Source organism: Sphingomonas sp. SL1004 (genome assembly GCF_057815015.1).
The window spans coordinates 1246673-1267093 of record NZ_JBYMUX010000001.1; the positions used below are offsets into that span (position 1 = coordinate 1246673).

15 protein-coding genes are annotated in these 20421 nt (G+C 64.8%); 8 read left to right on the top strand and 7 right to left on the bottom strand.

Going from position 1 to position 20421, the window contains the following annotated elements:
• Nucleotides 1–196: 196 nt before the first annotated feature.
• Nucleotides 197–3139, top strand: coding sequence for a TonB-dependent receptor domain-containing protein (locus tag AC3D24_RS05470; protein ID WP_489028911.1), 2943 nt, complete (start codon nt 197–199; stop codon nt 3137–3139).
• Between the two features lie 96 nt (nt 3140–3235).
• On the opposite strand, the gene AC3D24_RS05475 is transcribed toward AC3D24_RS05470, so the two are convergent.
• The 3 genes from AC3D24_RS05475 to AC3D24_RS05485 form a co-directional block, all read right to left on the bottom strand.
• Nucleotides 3236–4102, bottom strand: a complete 867-nt coding sequence (locus AC3D24_RS05475; RefSeq protein WP_489028913.1) for a hypothetical protein — start codon at nt 4100–4102, stop codon at nt 3236–3238.
• Between the two features lie 158 nt (nt 4103–4260).
• Nucleotides 4261–5721: an adenosylhomocysteinase gene (ahcY, locus tag AC3D24_RS05480; RefSeq protein ID WP_404969325.1), complete on the bottom strand. Its 1461-nt coding sequence runs from the start codon at nt 5719–5721 to the stop codon at nt 4261–4263.
• Nucleotides 5722–5969: 248 nt separating this feature from the next.
• A complete protein-coding gene (locus AC3D24_RS05485; RefSeq protein WP_489028916.1) occupies nt 5970–6530 on the bottom strand; it encodes a YqgE/AlgH family protein in 561 nt (186 codons plus the stop codon).
• A gap of 109 nt (nt 6531–6639) precedes the next feature.
• Between AC3D24_RS05485 and AC3D24_RS05490 the strand changes: the two genes are divergently transcribed.
• The 3 genes from AC3D24_RS05490 (at nt 6640) to AC3D24_RS05500 (ending at nt 9317) form a co-directional block, all read left to right on the top strand.
• On the top strand, nt 6640–7119 hold the full coding sequence (locus AC3D24_RS05490; protein WP_055877594.1) for a peroxiredoxin: 480 nt from the start codon (nt 6640–6642) through the stop codon (nt 7117–7119).
• A 179-nt stretch (nt 7120–7298) separates the two neighbouring features.
• A complete protein-coding gene (locus tag AC3D24_RS05495) occupies nt 7299–8735 on the top strand; it encodes an AMP nucleosidase (RefSeq protein WP_489028918.1) in 1437 nt (478 codons plus the stop codon).
• 75 nt (nt 8736–8810) lie between these two features.
• Entirely contained in the window at nt 8811–9317 is a 507-nt protein-coding gene (locus tag AC3D24_RS05500; RefSeq protein WP_489028920.1) for a hypothetical protein, read from the top strand.
• Between the two features lie 278 nt (nt 9318–9595).
• Here the strand turns inward: AC3D24_RS05500 and AC3D24_RS05505 are convergent, their stop codons facing one another.
• The 4 genes from AC3D24_RS05505 to AC3D24_RS05520 form a co-directional block, all read right to left on the bottom strand.
• Nucleotides 9596–11437 carry a M2 family metallopeptidase gene (locus AC3D24_RS05505; protein WP_489028922.1) on the bottom strand — a complete coding sequence of 614 codons (1842 nt, stop codon included), beginning with the start codon at nt 11435–11437 and terminating at the stop codon, nt 9596–9598.
• 218 nt (nt 11438–11655) lie between these two features.
• Nucleotides 11656–12417 carry an alpha/beta fold hydrolase gene (locus AC3D24_RS05510; RefSeq protein WP_489028924.1) on the bottom strand — a complete coding sequence of 254 codons (762 nt, stop codon included), beginning with the start codon at nt 12415–12417 and terminating at the stop codon, nt 11656–11658.
• A gap of 174 nt (nt 12418–12591) precedes the next feature.
• Nucleotides 12592–13617 (bottom strand): aspartate-semialdehyde dehydrogenase, encoded by a 1026-nt coding sequence (locus AC3D24_RS05515; RefSeq protein WP_489028926.1) that lies wholly within the window; start codon nt 13615–13617, stop codon nt 12592–12594.
• A gap of 306 nt (nt 13618–13923) precedes the next feature.
• On the bottom strand, nt 13924–16233 hold the full coding sequence (locus AC3D24_RS05520; protein ID WP_489028928.1) for a S9 family peptidase: 2310 nt from the start codon (nt 16231–16233) through the stop codon (nt 13924–13926).
• A 244-nt stretch (nt 16234–16477) separates the two neighbouring features.
• On the opposite strand from AC3D24_RS05520, the gene AC3D24_RS05525 reads away from it, so the two are divergent.
• From AC3D24_RS05525 to AC3D24_RS05540, 4 genes are all read left to right on the top strand, one after another.
• Complete coding sequence (locus tag AC3D24_RS05525; RefSeq protein ID WP_489028930.1) at nt 16478–17164, top strand: DUF6975 family protein; 687 nt, start codon at nt 16478–16480, stop codon at nt 17162–17164.
• Nucleotides 17165–17230: 66 nt separating this feature from the next.
• A complete protein-coding gene (locus tag AC3D24_RS05530) occupies nt 17231–18085 on the top strand; it encodes an AAA family ATPase (protein WP_489028932.1) in 855 nt (284 codons plus the stop codon).
• 212 nt (nt 18086–18297) lie between these two features.
• Nucleotides 18298–19746, top strand: a complete 1449-nt coding sequence (locus tag AC3D24_RS05535) for a hypothetical protein (RefSeq protein WP_489028934.1) — start codon at nt 18298–18300, stop codon at nt 19744–19746.
• Nucleotides 19747–19795: 49 nt separating this feature from the next.
• Nucleotides 19796–20371: a CHAP domain-containing protein gene (locus tag AC3D24_RS05540; protein ID WP_489028936.1), complete on the top strand. Its 576-nt coding sequence runs from the start codon at nt 19796–19798 to the stop codon at nt 20369–20371.
• Nucleotides 20372–20421: the final 50 nt, after the last annotated feature.

Below are 20421 nucleotides of genomic sequence, written 5' to 3' on the forward strand. Positions count from 1 at the left end.
CCTTTCGTGGGCGCGCAACCTGGCACCGATGACGCCTGTGAGTGGCACCTCGGACAAATCCGCTACTGTGGCGAATTTGTTTCACTTGGATCGAAAAGCGACAAGATCGCTGACATTCCATCGCATACGCTTTGCATTGCAGCATCCCCGTGACGCAATTGAAACATCATGTCGCGTTGATTGAGGAAGACTGAATTTGTCTCGGAACCTGCTCCTAACTGCTACCATCCTTGCCGCAGGAGCGCTGTCTGCGCCCGCATTCGCACAGGACGCCAGCGTTGCCGCGCCCGCAGCCGGCACCACGGCTGCCGCTGAACAAGCGCAGGAGCCGATCGCCGGCGAGGACGACGCGATCGTCGTTACTGGTTCGCGCATCCGTCGCCCCGATCTCGAATCCGCATCGCCGGTCGCCGTGATCGACTCGCAGCAGATCCAGTCGCAGGGTATCGTCAACACGCAGGACCTGCTGGCGAAGCTTCCCCAGGTCGGCATTCCCGGCCTCAGCCGCACGAACAGCAACTTCCTGACGACCGGTAACGGCGTCGCGACGATCAACCTTCGCAACCTCGGCGATTCGCGCACGCTGGTGCTGGTCAACGGCCGCCGGTTCGTGCCGGGCGTGGCGGGCACGTCGATCGTCGACGTCAACAACATCCCGGCCGACTTCGTCGAGCGGATCGAAGTCGTCACCGGCGGCGCATCAGCAATCTACGGCTCGGACGCCATCGCCGGCGTCGTCAACTACGTCATGAAGACCGACATGCAGGGCATCACCGCCCGTGCGCAGTACGGCCTGACCAGCCGTGGCGACAACCCGAACTACACCGCCAGCATCACCGGCGGCACGAAGTTCGGCGAAGATGATCGCGGGTCGATCATCGTCAACGGGACCTATTCGAAGGACCTCGGCCTGCTGTCGAACAAGCGCGGCATCTCGGCGGAGGATTGCTCGAACCTCGGTTGCGGTCCGCAGTCGTACAGCTCGTATTCGGCGCAGGGCCGCTTCCAGTTCCGGAACGGCGCCAACGAATCGACGAACGCTGGCGGCTATGCGAGCAACCTGTTCTCGTTCAACCCTGACAATTCGGTCGTCACGGGCAGCGGCACGGGCTTCAACCGCAATTCCGTACGTCGTATCTCGACGCCGACGGAACGCTACCTTGCGGCAGGTGCAGCGCAGTACAAGTTCAGCGACTCCGTGACGGCGTTCCTGGAAGGCACCTACGCCAAGACCAAGTCCAGCTCGCAGATCGAAGCACTCGCGCTCGATTCCGGGCTCGACGTCGGGACCGGCTATGCGATCGACAACCCTTATGTGCCCGCTGCGATTCGCCAGCAGATCATTGCCCGCAACAGCGACGGTATCGCCGACAACGACGTGACCTCGATCGCGTTTCGCCGTCGCCAGAACGAAGTGTTCAGCCGCAGCAACACCAACGACCGTGACACCTTCCGCATCGCCGGCGGCTTCCGCGGCGATATCGCTCCGAAGTGGAGCTATGAGGTATCGGGCGTCTATGGCCAGCTGAAGGATCGCACCAGCAGCCAGGACATCGACATCACGAAGTACGCGAACGCGCTCGACGCGGTCACGGACGCCACGGGTACGATCGTCTGCCGCGATGCAGCCGCGCGTGCCGCCGGTTGTGCACCGATCAACCTGTTCGGCTACAACACGGCAAGCGCCGCTGCATCGACCTACGTCCAGGCGGACGTGCCGCGTGAAGTGTCGATCAAGAACACGCAGTTCGTCGCGAACGCCAACGTCACCGGTTCACTGTTCGCGTTGCCATATGGCGACGTCCAGGTTGCATTGGGTGGCGAGTATCGCCGCGAGAAGAGCAGCGAGAATTGGGACGCGCTGACCAACGCCGGCCAGAATTCGGGCAACCAGACGCCCGATACGGTCGGCAAGTTCAACGTGAAGGAGCTGTTCGGCGAAATCGACATTCCGCTCCTGAAGGGCCTGCCGTTCGTCAATTCGTTGAGCCTGCAGGGTGCTGCGCGCTATTCGGATTATTCGACGATCGGCACCGTGTTCAGCTGGAATGCCGGCGCCGAGTATTCGCCGATCCAGGGCCTTCGCTTCCGCGGCAACTACGCCGTTGCGAACCGCGCTCCGAACATCAACGAGCTCTTCTCGTCGGCATCGGAAACCTTCCCGGCGGTGCAGGATCCTTGCGACGGCGTGACGGCAGCCTCGACCGGCACCTATGCCAATGCCTGCCGCCAGATCCCCGCGATCGCCGCCGCGGTGAGCAATGGCGGTACGTTCCAGTACTCGCTGGCGGACACCCAGAGCATCAACGGCTTCGACGGTGGCAATCGCAACCTGCAGGAGGAGAAGGGCAAGACCATCACGCTCGGCGCGGTCATCGCACCTGACCAGGTCCGTGGTCTCAGCCTGACCGTCGATTACTTCAACATCAAGCTGACCAACGCGATCGGCATCGTCCCCCGCGCGACGTCGATCCAGCAGTGCCTGCTCACCAGCGAGCCGCAGTTCTGCAACAACGTCATCCGCTATGACAACACCGGCTACATCAAGACGGTGAACGCGCAGAACATCAACATCGCCGACACGAAGACGAGCGGTATCGACGTCAATCTGCGCTACGGCCGTGCTCTTGGCTTGATCAGCGACGACCGTCTCGACCTGAGCGTGCTGTACACGCACACAATGAAGTACAAGACCCAGTCCGATCCGGCAGCGCCTGCCTATAGCGGCGTTGGCAACCTTGAATATGGTGCGGTGTTCCGCGACAAGGTCAACGCGACGGCCAGCTACAGCGCCGGTCCGTACAGCGTGAACTGGACCGCGACGTATCTCAGCCCGATGGTCGACACCGTTCGCGACGAGTTCGCCGAGTATTCCGACCAGATCGGACTCTCGCCCGAGATCGCCGCGCATAACGAGATCAAGGCGCGGATCTATCACGACGTTCAGCTCCGCGCGCGCGTCGGCGAGGAGAGCCGGCAGATGGAGATGTTCTTCGGCGTCACCAACCTGTTCGATCGCAAGCCACCGAAGCTTGAGGACACCGTGTTCTACGGCACGATCACCGGCACGACGACCGCAGCGGACGTCTACGACCCGATCGGCCGCCGCTTCTACGTCGGCGCACAGCTGAAGTTCTAGTAGTCCAGGATTTGGCAAACAGACGGGCGGGGCAGGCAACTGCCCCGCCCGTTTGCGTTTGTGCCACGTTGCGATGGCGGCGACAGATCTGCGATCTCAATCGGCCGCCAGATCCTTCTCGACCTTCTCGCGGAGAGTCTTCTGCTGGCTCGACGCGGGTAGCCGTCCATCCATCGTGTACAGATTTGCCAGCAGGCTACGGTCGATTGCGGTCATGCCCATAGGTTGAAGGGCGGGCCGAGGACGTATCGCATCTCGTGCGGCAAACAGGCCGAGGATCGTAGACGTATCGTAGGAGCCTGCCAGCTTCGGGCGCGACAGCGTGACCATGCACAGATAGTCACCCAATTGACCCCACGTCACGCCGGCGATCGCGCGTGCATCGACGACCGCGATCGCCTTGGTCAGACTTTGCCGGGTCTGCGCTCTCAGCCGCGACACCGAACCGCCCTTGACGGACTCGTCAACCTCGTCACGCCCCATCCACGTCACCGGCCGAGGCGCCATCAGCTCTTCCCATTCCGATTTACGTGGCAAACCATATCGCGGATCGCGCAGCAGTTCGGGCTCGCGCTTTCTGATGTCGAGCAGGACGTCTTGGGGCGCATCGGTGAACGCGACCACGATATTGGGTGTGCAATCATCCTTCCGCACGACCGGAATCTTCAGCGCCTCGGCGGTGGATTCAATTCGCTTGCGCAGAAACGTCGCATGGTTCGCCTCAAGCCCCACGACCTGAACGCATATGCTCCACTCCCATTTCGCAATCTGTCGGCCGCCACGCGACGGCGCAAGGTCGGCAATCATGCGATCGATGGTCTTGGCGCGTCGCCCCTCCACGATGATGGTGGCGCCCTGCTCCTGAGCGGGCATCGTCTGCGCGACCGCGGGCGTCGCGCTCGTCGTGCACATCATCGCGAGAAGATACGGCGTGGTACGGCGCAGCGCGAGGCTGGACAGCATCGGCGGCTCCGGAGACTAAACGATGTTCGTTCTAACCACTGGCCGTGCGCTAGGGCAACCCGGCCGTGCGGTATGGTCGTTGGAGCGCCCCGAACGCAGAAAGGCCGCGCCCACCTGAATGGTGGACGCGGCCCTCTACGCAACGATCGCGGGTGCGATCAGTAGCGGTAATGGTCCGGCTTGAACGGCCCTTCGACCGGTACGCCGATGTAGCCGGCCTGCTTGTCGGAAAGCTTCGACAGCTTCACGCCGAGCTTCTCGAGGTGAAGCATCGCGACCTTCTCGTCGAGGTGCTTCGGCAGGACGTAGACTTCGTTCTTGTAGTTCTCGCCCTTGGTCCAGAGCTCGATCTGCGCGAGCGTCTGGTTGGTGAACGAGGCCGACATCACGAACGACGGGTGGCCGGTCGCGCAACCGAGGTTCACCAGGCGACCCTTCGCCAGGATGATGATCTGCTTGCCGTCCGGGAACTTCACCAGGTCGGTGCCGGGCTTCACTTCGGTCCAGTCATAGTTCGACAGCGCGGCGATCTGGATCTCCGAGTCGAAGTGGCCGATGTTGCAGACGATCGACATCGGCTTCATCGCCTTCATGTGATCGGCGGTGATGACGTCGGCGTTGCCGGTCGCGGTGCAGAAGATGTCGGCGCGCTTCACGGCCTCTTCCATCGTCACGACCTCGAAGCCCTCCATCGCCGCCTGCAGTGCGCAGATCGGATCGACTTCGGTGACCATCACGCGCGCGCCGCCGTTGCGGAGCGATTGGGCCGAACCCTTGCCGACGTCACCGAAGCCGGCGACGCAGGCGACCTTGCCGGCGAGCATGACGTCGGTCGCGCGACGGATCGCGTCGACCAGCGATTCCTTACAGCCGTAGAGGTTGTCGAACTTCGACTTGGTGACCGAGTCGTTGACGTTGATCGCGGGGAACGGCAGTTCGCCCTTCTTGGCGATCTCGTAAAGACGATGAACGCCCGTGGTGGTCTCTTCCGAGACGCCCTTCAGGTTCTTGACCGTCTCGGTCAGATAGCCGGGGTTCTTCGCGACGTACGCCTTGAGCGCGCGCTGCATCTCGACCTCTTCCTCGTTCTCGGGCTCGGGCATCGTGTGGCCGGCTTCGAGCTTGGCGCCCCACAGTGCGAACATCGTCGCGTCGCCACCGTCATCGAGGATGATGTTGGCAGTCTGGCCTTCTACGTCGCGATCCCACGAGAAGATGTCGCCGACATAGTTCCAGTAATCCGCGAGGCTCTCGCCCTTGATCGCGAACACGGGGACGCCGGTCGCGGCGATCGCGGCGGCGGCATGGTCCTGCGTCGAGAAGATGTTGCACGTCGCCCAGCGGACGTCGGCGCCGAGTGCGGTCAGCGTCTCGATCAGCACCGCGGTCTGGATCGTCATGTGCAGCGAACCGGTGATCCGCGCGCCCTTGAGCGGCTGCGCTGCGCCGAACTCGGTACGCAGCGACATCAGGCCGGGCATCTCGGTCTCGGCGATGTTGATTTCCGCGCGGCCGAAATCGGCGAGGCTGATGTCGGCGACGACGTAGTCGGTCTTCGCGGGGGCGAGGGTGGTGGCCACGATGGGTCTCCTGGAAATTCTGTGATCGGCGAGCCTCATGCCCGTGCCGGATGCCGTGCCACTTAAGGGATCGGCGGGCTCAAATCAAATATAAAGATATCTTTATATCACGTGCGAGCGGGCGAACTCACGAACTCACTCCGTCACCCCGGACCTGTTCCGGGGTCTACCGTTCCGCATATCGTCAGGCCGGTAGATCCGCGGAACGGTGGATGCCGGAACGAGCCCGGCATGACGGAGTGGCGGGATCACGTTGGCCTGCCCCACCCTCACCTTCTTTCCCGAAATCACGCCCGCCCCGTCTCGGCGACAAGCAACCGCGGGTCCACGCCGGCCTGCGCGAACGCCAGCGTCCAGCGATCCTCCGCCACGGTATCGAACAGCAATCCGGTATCGCCGGCGACGTTGAACCACCCCGGCCGCGACAGCTCGCCCTCCAGCTGCCCGCCGTCCCAACCGGCATAGCCGAGTGCCACCACCCATTCCGACGGCCCCTTACCCTCGGCGATCGCGCGCAGCACGTCGACCGTGCTCGACAGCTTCCACCGCCCCGCGACGTCGACCGAATCCTGCCCGCCCCAGTCGGGCGAATGCACCACGAACCCGCGCCGCGGCTCGACCGGGCCGCCGAAATGGACCGGTGCATTGGGGGCATCGCCCGGCTCGATCCCGAACTGTTCGAGCAGATCGTGGAAGCCCAGCCCGTCGATCGTCGCGCCGATCCCGATGCCGATCGCGCCGCTCTCGTCATGGCTGCACATCGCGATCACCGCGCGGGCGAACCGCGGGTCGCTCATCCCCGGCATCGCCAGCAGGAATTGTCCCGAAAGAAAGGCCGTCTTGTCCATGCGTTGGAACATAGCGCCGCATGGGAGCCCCCGCCACGCTTGAAATCGCCGCCGGGTGGTACGAGGTACGGGCCGCCCGCGACCAATGCGCGGCGACAGGAGATTTCAGATGACGATCAGCGTCGGCGACCGGCTTCCCACCACCAATCTCGTCAAGGCCACGGCTGATGGCCCCGACCAGGTCGACACCGACAGCTTCTTCAAGGGCCGCAAGGTCGCGCTGTTCGCAGTCCCCGGCGCGTTCACCCCGACCTGCTCGGCCAAGCACCTGCCGGGCTTTGTCGAGAAGGAAGCCGAACTGAAGGCCAAGGGCGTGGACGAGATCGCCTGCGTGTCGGTCAACGACGCGTTCGTGATGGGCGCGTGGGGCAAGTCGGCGGGTGCCGGCGACATCACGATGCTGGCGGACGGCAACGGCGATTTCGCGAAGGCGATCGGCCTGACGATGGACGGTTCGGGCTTCGGCATGGGCACGCGCAGCCAGCGCTACTCGATGCTGGTGAACGACGGCGTGGTCGAACAGCTGAACGTCGAGGCGCCCGGCGAGTTCAAGGTGAGCTCGGCCGAGCATCTGCTGAGCGAAATCTGATCATTCCTCCCCGGCGCGGGGAGGTGGCAGCCCGTCAGGGCTGACGGAGGGGGCTCTCCGCGAACGTACCGTATGCGGCACGCCCCCTCCACCCTTCGCTTCGCGAACGGTCCCCCTCCCCGTGCCGGGGAGGATTTCGAAGTCTTGCCACCGTAACCTCCGCCACCTAACACTGTGCGATGACAATCGCATCCGACCTCGTCGCCGACCTCGACCGCCTCTACCGCGCCTCCGTCGCGCGCCTCCAAACTGCCATGAGCGCCTATATCGCCGACGGCACGACACCCGATCCGGTCAGCCGCACCGACGGTTCGTTCGCCTATCCCGAGATCCGGCTGATCTATAAGGGTGGCGTCGATCGCCCTACCCCGCTGCGGTCGTTCGGTCGTCTGGTCAACGCGGGCGAATACCGCATCAGCGTCACCAAGCCCGCGATCTTTGCCGAATACCTGACCGAACAGCTGACGCTGCTGATCGAGGATTACGACGTTACCGTCGAAGCGGTCGAGGGCCGCCAGGAGATCCCGTTCCCGTATGTGATCGAGCCCGGCCACGCGCTGAGCCTCGACGAGGTCTCCGCCACCGAATTGTCGCGTCACTTCCCCGCGACCGAACTCGCGCATATCGGCGACGAGATCGCTGACGGGCTTTGGGTCGCGAATGATGAGACGCGCCCGCTCGCGCTGTTCGATGGCCTGCGCACGGACTTCAGCCTCGCCCGCCTGCGCCATTACATGGGCACGCCAGCAGAGCACGCGCAGCGCTTCGTGCTGTTCACCAACTATCACCGCTATGTCGACGAGTTCGTCCGCTGGGCCGGCACGCAGCTTGGCGAGGGCTCGCGCTTCACCAGCCTGTCGGGCGCAGGCGGGATCACGATCTCGTCGGGCGACGACATCGACAAGATCATTTCCGACAGCGCATGGCGTCGTCACCAGATGCCCGCCTATCATTTGATGGCAGACGACCGCACCGGCATCACGCTCGTCAACATCGGCGTCGGCCCGTCGAACGCCAAGACGATCTGCGACCACCTCGCCGTGCTCCGCCCCGAGGCCTGGCTGATGATCGGTCATTGCGGTGGCCTGCGTCCCAGCCAGCGGATCGGCGACTATGTCCTCGCGCATGCCTATCTGCGCGACGACCACGTTCTCGACGACGTCCTGCCGCCCGAGATCCCAATCCCCGCGATCGCCGAAGTCCAGCTGGCCATGGCCAAGGCCGCCGAGATCGTCTCGGGCCAGTCGGGCGAGGAACTCAAGCGCCGCCTGCGGACCGGCACGATCGTCACGACCGACGATCGCAATTGGGAACTCCGCTATTCGAAGTCGGCGCTGCGCTTCTCGCTGTCACGCGCGGTCGGGATCGACATGGAGTCCGCGACGATCGCCGCGCAGGGCTACCGCTTCCGCGTCCCCTACGGCACGTTGCTGTGCGTCTCCGACAAGCCGCTCCACGGCGAGCTGAAGCTGCCCGGCCAGGCCAACCGCTTCTACGAGCGCGCGATCAGCGAGCATCTGCGGATCGGGATCGAGACCTGCGAACAGCTGAGGCTCGAAGGTGCCAAGCTCCACAGCCGCAAACTGCGCGCGTTCGACGAGCCGCCGTTCCGGTAAGGGGGCCGGCAAAAGTGGAGCGGATCGGCCGGTAATGCGTTACGCATCCGGAATCATTTCTGAGGGAGCATAGCCGTGGCCGACACCGACACGCCCGATACGGACGCCAAGAAGCCCGTTACTCGCCGTCGTGCGCCGCGCAAGGCCAGTGCGCCGAAGGCGGCTCCGGCTGCGACGTCGTCTGCAAAGCCGGTCGCGCCCAAGCCGGTACCGGTCGCGAAGCCGGCGGCGGACAAGCCGGTGTCCGCCGTGCCGCCAAAACCCGTCGCGAAACCAACGCCAAAGCCGCGCTCGACCAAGCGCAGCACCCCCCGCCCGGCCTCCGCGCGGAAAACGGCCACGCCGGTCGCGGTTGCCAAGCCACCCGAAAAGACGCGTGGCAAATGGGGTGCCGCGGCGATCTTCAGCGGTGTCGCGGTCGCTGGCGCGGCGGTCGGCGCGTTGCTGACGCTGCGTGGAAGTACGCCCAAGGTTCCGGCCGCGCCCAAGCCCAAAGGACAGCACGCGCACCAGGCGGACGGGGCGGACTCGTCAAAGTCGTTCGAGGCCGGGATTGCCGACGAAGGTACGATCCCGGAGTGACGAACGTCGAATAACCACCACGGCGAAATAAGCACCACCCCGGCGAAGGCCGGGGCCCAATTGGGGGACGCCGCTGACAGAGCGGTGCGCTTCGTTACTCTGGACGTTCCAATTGGGCCCCGGCCTTCGCCGGAGTGGAAGCGATGGGGTCGGTCCTGGCGAGAGCCGTTCCTCCGCGGAGGCTGGCTCGGCTAAAACCAAATGGTGCGTTCGTAACCTTGGGCCCCCGCCTTCGCGGGGGAACTAGATTTTATCGGGTAGCAGGCTCCCAACGCCTCTCACCACCCGGTCGGCTTCCCCTTGTTCTGAACGTCCAGCCACTTCTTCAGCGGCGCGAAATACTCGACCAGCGCCGCGCCCGACATCTCGCGGCTGCCGGTGAACACCTGCAACGCATCCGGCCAGGGTTTCGACTGCCCCATGCTCAGCATCGCGTTGAGCTTCGTGCCGACCGCCTTGTTGTTGTAGAACGAGCAGCGATGCAGCGGCCCCTTCCAGCCCGACTGGTCGCACGCAGCCTTGTAGAACTGGAACTGCAACACCCGCGCCAGGAAGTACCGCGTATACGGCACCGCCGCCGGGATATGGTATTTCGCCCCCGCATCGAATTTGGTCTCGTCCCGCGCAACCGGCGGCTTGATACCCTGGTATTGGAGCCGCAACGCATCCCACGCCGCCTGATACCCGGTCGTCGCGATCTGACCCGAGAACACCCCCCAGCGCCACTTGTCGATCAGCAGCCCGAACGGCAGGAACGCCACCTTGTCCATCGCCTGCCGCAGCAGCAGGCCGATGTCCTTGTCCGCGCTCGGCACCTTAGACGGGTCGAGCAGACCGATCTTCACCAGATAATCCGGCGTGATCGACAGCGCGACGGTATCGCCGATCGCCTCGTGGAAACCGTCGTTCGCACCGTTCGCGTACAGAAACGGCTGCGCCTTGTACGCGCGCTGGTAGTAATTGTGGCCGAGCTCGTGGTGGATCGTCACGAAATCGTCCGCATTCACCTTCGTGCACATCTTGATCCGGATATCGTCCTTGTTGTCGATATCCCATGCCGACGCGTGGCAGATCACGTCGCGGTCGGCCGGCTTGGTGATCTGCGACCGCGTCCAGAACGTATCCGGCAGGGCTGCGAAGCCGAGCGACGAATAGAACCCCTCGCCCTGTTTCACCATCTTCAGCGGGTCATAGCCCTTGGCCTTCAGCAACTCGCCGGTATCGTAGCCGACATCCCCCGCCCCCTTCGGCGCCACGATGTCGTAGATGTTGCCCCATTCCTGCGCCCACATGTTGCCGAGCAGGTCGCTGCGGATCGGTCCGGTCTTGGCCTGCACCGCGTCGCCGTATTTCTCGTTCAGCTTCCACCGCGTGTAGGTGTGGAGCGCCATGTACAGCGGCTCGACCTGCTTCCAGATCTTGTCGGTCAGCGCCGCGAACTGCTCCGGCGTCATGTCGTAGCCCGACCGCCACAGCGCACCGACGTCCTTGTAGCCAAGCTCGCGCGCGCCCTCGTTCGAGATCGACGTCATCTTGGCATAATCGCTGCGCATCGGCGCGCCGACCTTGTCGTTCCAGCTCGTCCACATCTCGGTCAGCTTGGCCGGATCGCGCACCGATCCCATCGCCGCCTCAATGTCCGACCCGTTGATCGGCTTGCCGTCGAGCGTCCCCATCCCCTTGCCGTAGGACGACGACATCTTCGTGGTGAGCGTCGACAGCTCCTCGGACGCCCCCGCGCGCGTCGGCGCCGGCAGGGTCAGGCCGCCGCGCAACAGATCGAGCTTGCGCTTGGTATCGAACGACAGCCCCGGCAGCGACGCGTACCGCGCGGCGCCAAGCGCGTACCTGACGCCAAGATCAGTCATCTCCGCGCCCGACTTCGCCGCCAGTGCATCGGTATCGTCGGTAATGTAGGTCGCGTTGACCCACGCTACGCGGTTCGCGTCGAGCGAGGCAGCGGCCATCGCCTGCTCGGCTTCGGCGACGAAGGCGTCGGCCTGCGCGACGGTGGGCGTGCCGGTCGCGACAGGCGCGGCAGGCGCGGCAGTCTGGGCCTTCGCAACGGACGGCACGGCAATCGCGCACGCGAGCGCGATCAGAGAGACGGTACGGATCATGATCTTCCCTTGGATTATGCGCCCAGAGTGGTCACCTGCCGCCGCCCGGTCAACTGCCAAGAAGCTGATCCTTGCGATCCTCCCCCGCAAGGGGGAGGTGGCGCCAAAGGCGTCGGAGGGGGAGGACACGGAACAGCAGTCGGCGCTTACCGCCCCTTCCGTCTGGCAAGTGCCAGCCACCTCCCCCTTGCGGGGGAGGATCGCGGGGATGGGGTGGATCAGGCCGCGAGGAAGTCCGCGATCGCCTGGCCGAGCTCGGGCTTCACGACCGCGCTCATATGACCGCCCGGTGTCTCGACATAGGTCCCGTTCGGCAGCACCGCCGCGAGATCCGGTGCCGAGCCGTTATCCTGGTCCTCGCCGCCGCACACGACCAGAGTCGGTTGCTGGATCGCCTTCACGGACTCGAGCGGCGTGTCGACGAACGTCTCGAGGATCCCGAGTAGCGCGACCGGATCGCCCCCGGTGGTCTTCAAGAACGCCTCCGCCAGCCATTCGGGTGTGCCCTGCACGTGCCGCCCGAGCTTGGTCAGGATGTTCCGGAAATGCCCGGCACGGCGCGACGTATGCGTCAGCCCCTCCAGCCCCATGCCCGAGAAGATCACGCGCCGCGGCGTCGCGCCCGTCGCCAGCATCCGCGACGTCGTCCGCGCGCCGAGCGAATAGCCGCCAAGGTCGTAGTCCGTCAGCCCAAGATGCGCGACCAGCGCGTGGGCGTCCTGCGTCAGTGCATCCGCGGGATACGCCTCCAGCCCGTGCGGCTTCCCGCTGTCGCCGTGCGCGCGCAGGTCCGGCATGATCACCCGGAAGCCCTTAGCGGCGATCTTCGCAGCGTGGCCGTAGCGGATCCAGTTGGTCTTCGCGTCGGAGAAATAGCCGTGGATCAGTACAACGGCGCGACCTTCGCCGACCTCGTGCCACGCCAGCCGGGTGCCGTCGAAGCTCTCGAAAAACTGGGTATCGCTCGGGGTGCTGGCCACGGTCTCATCCTGTCGTGCTGGGGGTGCCGCCAATTCGGTCTCCGGGTCCGGAGTGTCAACCCGCGGCCGTGTGAACTGAAAATCCGGTGCGCGGGGTAGCGCCCATGAAAAAGCCGCGCCACCAGGTCATAATGGCGGCGCGGCAATGTCGTTCAACCAGTCCTGGCCGGCGGGTTACGCCTTCTGCAGATGCCGCCGCCCGAGCAATTCGGCGATCTGGACCGCGTTCAGCGCGGCACCTTTCCGCAGATTGTCGCTGACGCACCACAGGTTGATGCCGTTTTCGACGGTCGGATCCTCGCGCACGCGGCTGATATACGTTGCGAAATCGCCGACGCACTCGATCGGGGTGATGTAGCCCCCGTCCTCGCGCTTATCGACCAGCATGATGCCGGGTGCCTCGCGGAGGATGTTCTGCGCCTCCTCGGCCGAGATCTCGTTCTCGAACTCAATGTTGATCGCTTCTGAATGGCCGACGAACACCGGCACGCGCACGCAGGTCGCGGTGACCTTGATCTTCTTGTCGAGGATTTTCTTGGTCTCGACCACCATCTTCCACTCTTCCTTGGTCGAGCCGTCGTCGAGGAAGCTGTCGATGTGCGGGATCACGTTGAACGCAATCTGCTTGGTGAACAGCTTGGGCTCGGCCGGATCGCCGACGAAGATGTTGCGGCTCTGCTCGAACAGCTCGTCCATGCCCGCCTTGCCCGCGCCGGACACCGATTGGTAGGTCGAGACGACCACGCGCTTGATCACGGCGGCATCGTGCAGCGGCTTCAGCGCGACGACCATCTGCGCGGTCGAGCAGTTCGGGTTGGCGATGATGTTTTTGACGCGGTAGCCGTCGATCGCCTCGGGATTCACCTCGGGCACGATCAGCGGCACGTCGGGGTCCATGCGGTAGAGCGACGAATTGTCAATCACCACGCAGCCTGCAGCGGCGGCGATCGGCGCGTAGACCGCGGTACCCTCGGAGCCGATCGCGAACAGCGCCATGTCCCAGCCGTTCCAGTCGAAATGCTCGATGTTCTGGCATTTGATCTGCTTGCCGGTGTCACCATAGTCGACCATCAGCCCTTGGCTGCGCGACGACGCGACGCAGGCGATCTCGTCGGCGGGAAACTCGCGCTCCGCCAGGATATTGAGCATCTCGCGCCCGACATTGCCGGTCGCCCCTGCGACCACCACCCGATAACCCATGTCATAACTCCGATTGGACTTGGCCGCGCCCTAACGTCGTTGCGCCGCAAGGTCCAACGGCTTTCGACTTGTTGCGCGGATAGGCGGGGTTTGAGGAGAACAACAAGCGAGCCCGATCGCTATTCACCGACTCACGGCAATAATACCTCCCCGGCGGAGGCCGGGGCCCAGTTGGAAAGGTCGCAGTAACGAGGCATCGCGCTCAGTTAGCTACGTCCCCCAACTGGGCCCCGGCCTCCGCCGGGGTGGCACATTGCAAGTGGGGCCCGAGCGGCCTTCAGATGCTCGACAATCCCGGATCGCCGGTTACTTCGTCGTCACCGCCTCTGCGGGAACCGGCTTGTCCTTCACCGTGCGATCGAGGAAGTTCAGGATCGTTCCCCAGACATGCTCGCTGATTCCCGGCCCCGACACGCGGTGCGTGTAGCCGGGGTAGAACATCATCTCGAACGGCGTCGCAGTCGCCTGCATCCGCGCGGCCACCTTGGTCGAATTGTCGAGGAACACATTGTCGTCCGCCATGCCGTGGATCAGCAGCAGCGGATCGACGATCCTGTTCGCCTCTTCGACTGCCGCCGACGTCACATAGCTCGCCGGATCCTTCGCCGGGTCGCCGAGATACCGCTCGGTGTAATGCGTGTCGTACAACTGCCAGTCGGTGACCGGCGCACCCGACACCGCCGCCGCGTACACTCCCGGTGTCTTCTCCAGCATCTTCAGCGACATATAGCCACCGTACGACCAGCCATAGGTCGCGATCTTGCTGGGCTCGACGAACGGCAGCGACTTCAGGTAGTTCGCGCCCGACAGCTGGTCCTCGACCTCGACCGTGCCCATCGCGTGGTAGATCTGGTCCTCGAACGCCTTGCCGCGATTGTACGAGCCACGATTGTCGATCTTAAAATAGATCCAGCCGCGATCGACGAGATATTGCGGCAACGCGCCCTGCCAGCCGCGCGTGACCTGCTGGCCGGTGCCGGGGCCACCATAATGTTCGAAGAATACCGGGTATTTCTTGCCCGGCTCCAATGGCGGCGTGATCATCTCGTAATGAAGCGTCATGCCGTTCTTCGCCTTCAGCGTCCCGAACTTGGTCTCCTGATGGCTGGCGAGATACGGGTAGTAAGGATGCCCATCGACCACCGCATTCTCATTGATCCACGAGAGCCGCTTGCCGGTCGCGTCCGCCAGATAGACCTGCGTCGGCTGTTTTGGGTTGGAGCGCGAGATAATGAACCGGCTGGCCGCCGCATCCATCGTCGCGCTGTTCCACCAGCCCGCCTCGGTCAGCTTGGTGATCGCATTCGGCTTGGCGACGTCGACCGAATAGAGCTGCTGCTCGAGCACGTCGTCCTTGTTGCCGAGAAAGAACAGCCGTCCCTTGGTCTCGTCTACGCCGACCAGATCGGTGACGACCCAGTCGCCCTTGGTAAGCTGCGTCCACTTACCCGATGCGAACCGGTAGAGATGCCCGTAGCCGCTGCGCTCCGACCGCCAGATCAGGCTGCCGTCCTTGAGCACATGATACGCATCGGACAGGTTGAGCCAGCTCTTCACGCCCGATTTTTCGGTGAACAGCACGGTCGACTTACCCGTCGCCGGATCGACGCGGAGCATCTCCAGCAGCTTCTGGTCGCGGCTCTGGCGCTGCACCAGCAGCATCCGGCCATCCGGCGTCCAGTCGACCCGCGCCAGATAGATGTCGGGGTTGAGACCCAGATCGACCTTGACCTGACCCGATCCGTCCGCCTTCATCACATACAGATCGACCAGCACGTTGGGCGTCCCTGCCGCCGGATAGCGTTGCTCGTACACCTTGGTGCCGGTCGCGCCGATCGACGCGCGCGTGGCTGTGTGAACCGGCGCCTCGTCGAACCGCTCGACCGCGACATATTGCTCGTCGGGCGACCACCAATAGCCCGTGCGGCGATCCATTTCCTCCTGCGCTACGAACTCCGCCTCACCGAAATGGACGGTGCCGCCGCCACCGGTGGTGACGGCCCGCGCAGTGCCTGCGCTCAGCGGCTGGACGAAGACGTTCTGGTCGCGGACGAACGAGACGAAGCCGCCCTTGGGGCTGACCACCGGGTTCAGCTCGCCGCCGGGGGTGTTGGTCAGCCGCGTCACCTTGCCGTCGAGCCCGGCCAGATACAGGTCGCCGTCGAGCGGCACGAGGATCGACTTGCCGTCGGGCGCCCAGTCATAGGCAACGATGCCCTTCGACCCGCCGATCCGCGCGCGCTCACGCTGCATCTTCTCGGCTTCGGTCAGTTCCGCGCCGCTGCCGACGGTCTTCGAATCCACCAGCATTCGCGCCTGCCCGGTCGCCGTATCGACCGCCCACAGATCGAAGCGCTCCTTCTCGTCCGCACGGTTGCGCAGCGACGTCAGCAGCGTGCCATCGGGCGACAGACGCACCGCGCGCGGCTGTTGTCCCGACAGGTCCGGGTTGCCGAACACCCGCGCCATCGTCAGGTCGCCCGGCTTGGCCGCCTCGACCGGCTTGATCGGCTCTACCGGACCAGCAGCGGGGGCAGCGGCGGGCGTAACCTGATCAGCGGCCATCGCGGCGGTTCCGACCGAAGCAAGTGCAAGCCCGAGCAACCATGTGCGCATCCTGTAGACTCCGTAGGGATCATGCCCCCGGATACGTCCCGGCGGCCTGTAGATATTCGTGGCGCGTTATCGCGACGGTGGCGGACGGCGTAAAGGCCGGATGTAGCGCCCAGACGTCTGGTGAAGCAGGCGATGGGCGGTCAATCAAATCACTTTGCGGTAATTAATTCTACGTAAACCATGTCTTTACGCGCTTCGTATAATGAAAACGCCGATAAGGATGTGCGGCCTGAGGCTCGCCGCGATGCATTACGTCCGGGGTATGATGATTTCGAACGCGGAAACACTGGTCGGGCCGACAAGCGCATGGGACGCACTCGTCCGCTTGGGCGAGGCGGATGGCAGTGCGGTCCACCCCCATTTGCGGCGTCTGACAGCAGGCGGTCCGGGGCAGCGCAACCTGTCCGATGCAGTCCATGCCCTGTGTTCGGTTCACGGTCATCACCCGGGCCTGATCGCCGATGTACGCGCGCGCGGCGTGCAGCCCGACGCGACCGCGTGGCTCGGCGATGCAGCGGCCGGGTTCGCCGACGAACGCGCCTATCTGGCGCAGCTCACCGCCGCCGTCGGCCCCCTGCCCTCGACACCAGGCCAAGCCATGAGCGAACTGGCGCTGGTCGCGGAACGCCACGCGCTGGAGATGCTGGCGCGCTCGGAGCGGACCGGGTGCGCGACCGGTGCCGCCGCCGCGCTGGTCCTCGACTGGATGGCGATCCGCCGCGTCCTCGACGTTGCGGCCGACAGGTTCGGCGTCGCCGTGCCCGCCTCGGCATTCCCACCCGAAACCGAGACCACCGCAGCGATCGCCACGCTCGGCGCGTCGCCCGGCTGCGAACGCGCGATCCTGTTCGGCGCGCAGCAGCTCTTCGCCCAGCACCGCGGCCTGTGGTCACTGCTCGAAGCGCGAGCGAGTGCCCGCGGGGATCTCTGACCGCTTGCGCTAGGCTGCGCATTCCCTCTATCCATACCCGGTATTCAGAACCGGACGGGACATCGCATGAAGCGCTTCGAGGGCACCCAGAGCTACGTCGCGACCGACGATCTGAAGGTCGCGGTCAACGCCGCCGTCACGCTGCGCCGGCCGCTGTTGATCAAGGGCGAACCCGGCACCGGCAAGACCGTCCTCGCCTACGAGATCGCCAAGGCGCTCGGCGCGCCGCTGATCGAGTGGAACATCAAGTCGACCACCAAGGCGCAGCAGGGCCTGTACGAATATGACGCCGTCGCCCGCCTGCGCGATGGCCAACTCGGCGATGCGCGCGTCCACGACATCGGCAACTATATCCGCAAGGGCAAGCTCTGGGAGGCGTTCACCCAGCCTGCCCCGCCCGTCCTGCTGATCGACGAGATCGACAAGGCCGACATCGAGTTTCCGAACGACCTGTTGCAGGAACTCGATCGGATGGAATTCCACGTCTACGAGACCAAGGAAACGGTGCGCGCGGTCGAGCGCCCGATCGTCATCATCACCTCCAACAACGAGAAGGAACTGCCCGACGCGTTCCTGCGCCGCTGTTTCTTCCACTACATCAAATTCCCCGATCGCCAGACGATGCAGGCGATCGTCGACGTCCATTTTCCCGGCATCCAGAAGATCCTTGTCACCAAGGCGATGGACCTGTTCTACGACGTCCGCGACGTGCCGGGCTTGAAGAAGAAGCCGTCGACCAGCGAGTTGCTCGACTGGCTGAAGCTGCTGCTGCACGAGGACATGCCGCTCGACATCCTCCAGAACCGCGACCCGACCAAGGCGATCCCGCCGCTCCACGGCGCGCTGCTCAAGAACGAACAGGACGTCATGCTGTTCGAGCGCCTCGCGTTCATGGCGAAGCGGCAGAAGAACCAGGGGTAAGGGCGCCCTTAACTTCCATGCGCGATAGGCGTGGCGGTAATCGCAATCCTCCCCCGCCAGGGGGAGGTGGCGCCGCTGGCGACGGAGGGGGAGGACACGAAACCGATGTTACCCCTTTCCGCACTCTTCGTCAGGCTCCGCCTGCCACCTCCCCCTGGCGGGGGAGGATTTTCGTGTCCCGATGGATCTGAACGTAGCTCCGCGGTCACGCCATGCTGACGGCGCAACGCCCCCCGTCCCGACCCAAGCGCGAGAAAGTCGCGCTCGCCGCCATCGTCCTGCTCGGCCTCGCACTACGCCTGTGGAGCGCGCGCGGCGGGCTTTGGCTGGACGAAGCGTGGTCGGCGCAGTTCGTCGCGCAGACCGAGTCTGCCTGGGGGATCTTCTGGCGGATCAACCACGACAATAACCATTATCTCAACAGCCTGTGGATCCTGCTGGTCGGGCCCTATGCGCCGCCACTGCTGATCCGCACCTTCTCGATCGTCACCGGTACCGTCTCGATCGCAGTCGCCGACGCGATCGGCTGGCGACGCACGCCCTCGGCGGGGCTGATCGCCGCAATCCTGTTCGCGGTCTCGCCGGTCCTCGTCGCATATGGCGCGGAAGCACGCGGTTACGGCCCGATGCTGCTGGCGATGCTTGTGTCGGTTCTGCTGATCGATCGTTGGCTAGCCCACGATGACATACCGGCCCCGGCCTGGACGCTTGCGGCACTGACGTTCGCGGGGTTGCTGGCTCAACTCACCTACCTGTTCGCGCTCGCCGCATTCGCAGGGTGGATCGTCATGGCCCGCAGTCGACGCGGCACGATCGACGCCGCCGTCGCCGCGACCGCCCGCGCGCTCGGCCCGTCGCTCGCGGTGTTAGCAGTCGTCGTCGCGTTCGTCGTCGCGGCCGCGTCGGCCAGCACGACCGGGTTCCAGGCCGGCGGCTATCCGAGCTTCACCCTCGCCTCGTTCGCCGACGTCCTGGCCGAGACGATCGCCTACACCATCGGTTTCGCGCTGCCCGTGGCATGGGCGACGATCATCGCAGCGTTGGCCGTCATCGCGATGCTGCTGCTGCGTGCGCCTGCCGATCGCCGGCCCTTCTATCTCTTCGCGACGATCGCGTTCCCGCTGGTCCTCGGGGTCGCACTCTGGCGGATCGGCAATGCCGGCTTTGCCCGCTATTATCTGGTTGCGGTCGTCGGATTGCTCCTGCTGTTCGCCGACACCGCCAGTGCCGCGATCCGACACGGCGGATGGCGCAGGATCGCCGCGATCGGCCTGACGATGCTGGTCGCCGCCGCAAGTCTCTACCGCGACGACGCACTGGCCACCGCGGCGCGCGGCGATCCAGGCTTGGCGATCGAGGCCATTCGCGCACGCGCACCGAACGGTAGTAGCATTCTCGTCGATACGATCCGCCCGATCCCGGTACTCGATGTCGCCGCCCGTAGCGCCGGCTATGCACTTGCCATCCGACAGCACTGTCCCGCTCCAGCCTTCGTCTTCGTCGATCTCGACCGAGCAGCGCCCGCTGCAGCCACGATCACCCGCTGCGACACTCGCTACTCGGGCATCCGGACCGGACGATACCTCGCGCTCTCCGGCCTCGACTGGGCGCTCTATACGCGCGCCGGTCCGACCGAAAAACGCGCTGAATCCATGCGTTAACCATAGGCCGAAACCGGCCAGTCACCGACTCTGCGGTACCTCTCGATGCATGAAGCGCATCCCCCGAACGCTCCTCCGCCTTGCTCTCGCAGCCGTCACGACAACCGTTACGGCCGCCAGCGCGAACGCCTCCCTGCTCGATTATGTCGGCCAGTGCGTACCCTTTGCCCGCGCCGCATCCGGTATCCAGATCTACGGCAACGCCTGGACCTGGTGGAGCCAGGCCGACGGCAAATACGAACGCACCCACACGCCCAAGGAAGGCGCGGTGATCGTCTTCGAGAAGACCAAGCGCCTGCCGATGGGTCACGTCGCGGTCGTCAGCCGTGTCGTCGAGAAGCGTGTCGTCATGCTCACCCACGCCAACTGGTCGCGCCAGAACGGCGAGCGCGGGCATGCCGAGCAGGACGTGACGCTGTTCGACGTCTCGCCGCGCAACGACTGGAGCGACGTGAAGGTCTGGTACAAGGACAGCGAGGGTCTGGGCGGCGGAATCTACCCAGTCTACGGCTTCATCTACGGCCATACCCACGCTGCCGCCGAACTGACGAGCCGTAACCCCGATTATGTCGGCGCGCTGATCGACGCCTATGTGCCCATCAGCGGAGAACCGATCGCGCGCTGACGGTCTTCACCCCTCCCTGGGAGGAAGGGTCGGGGGTGGGTCCGCCTCCG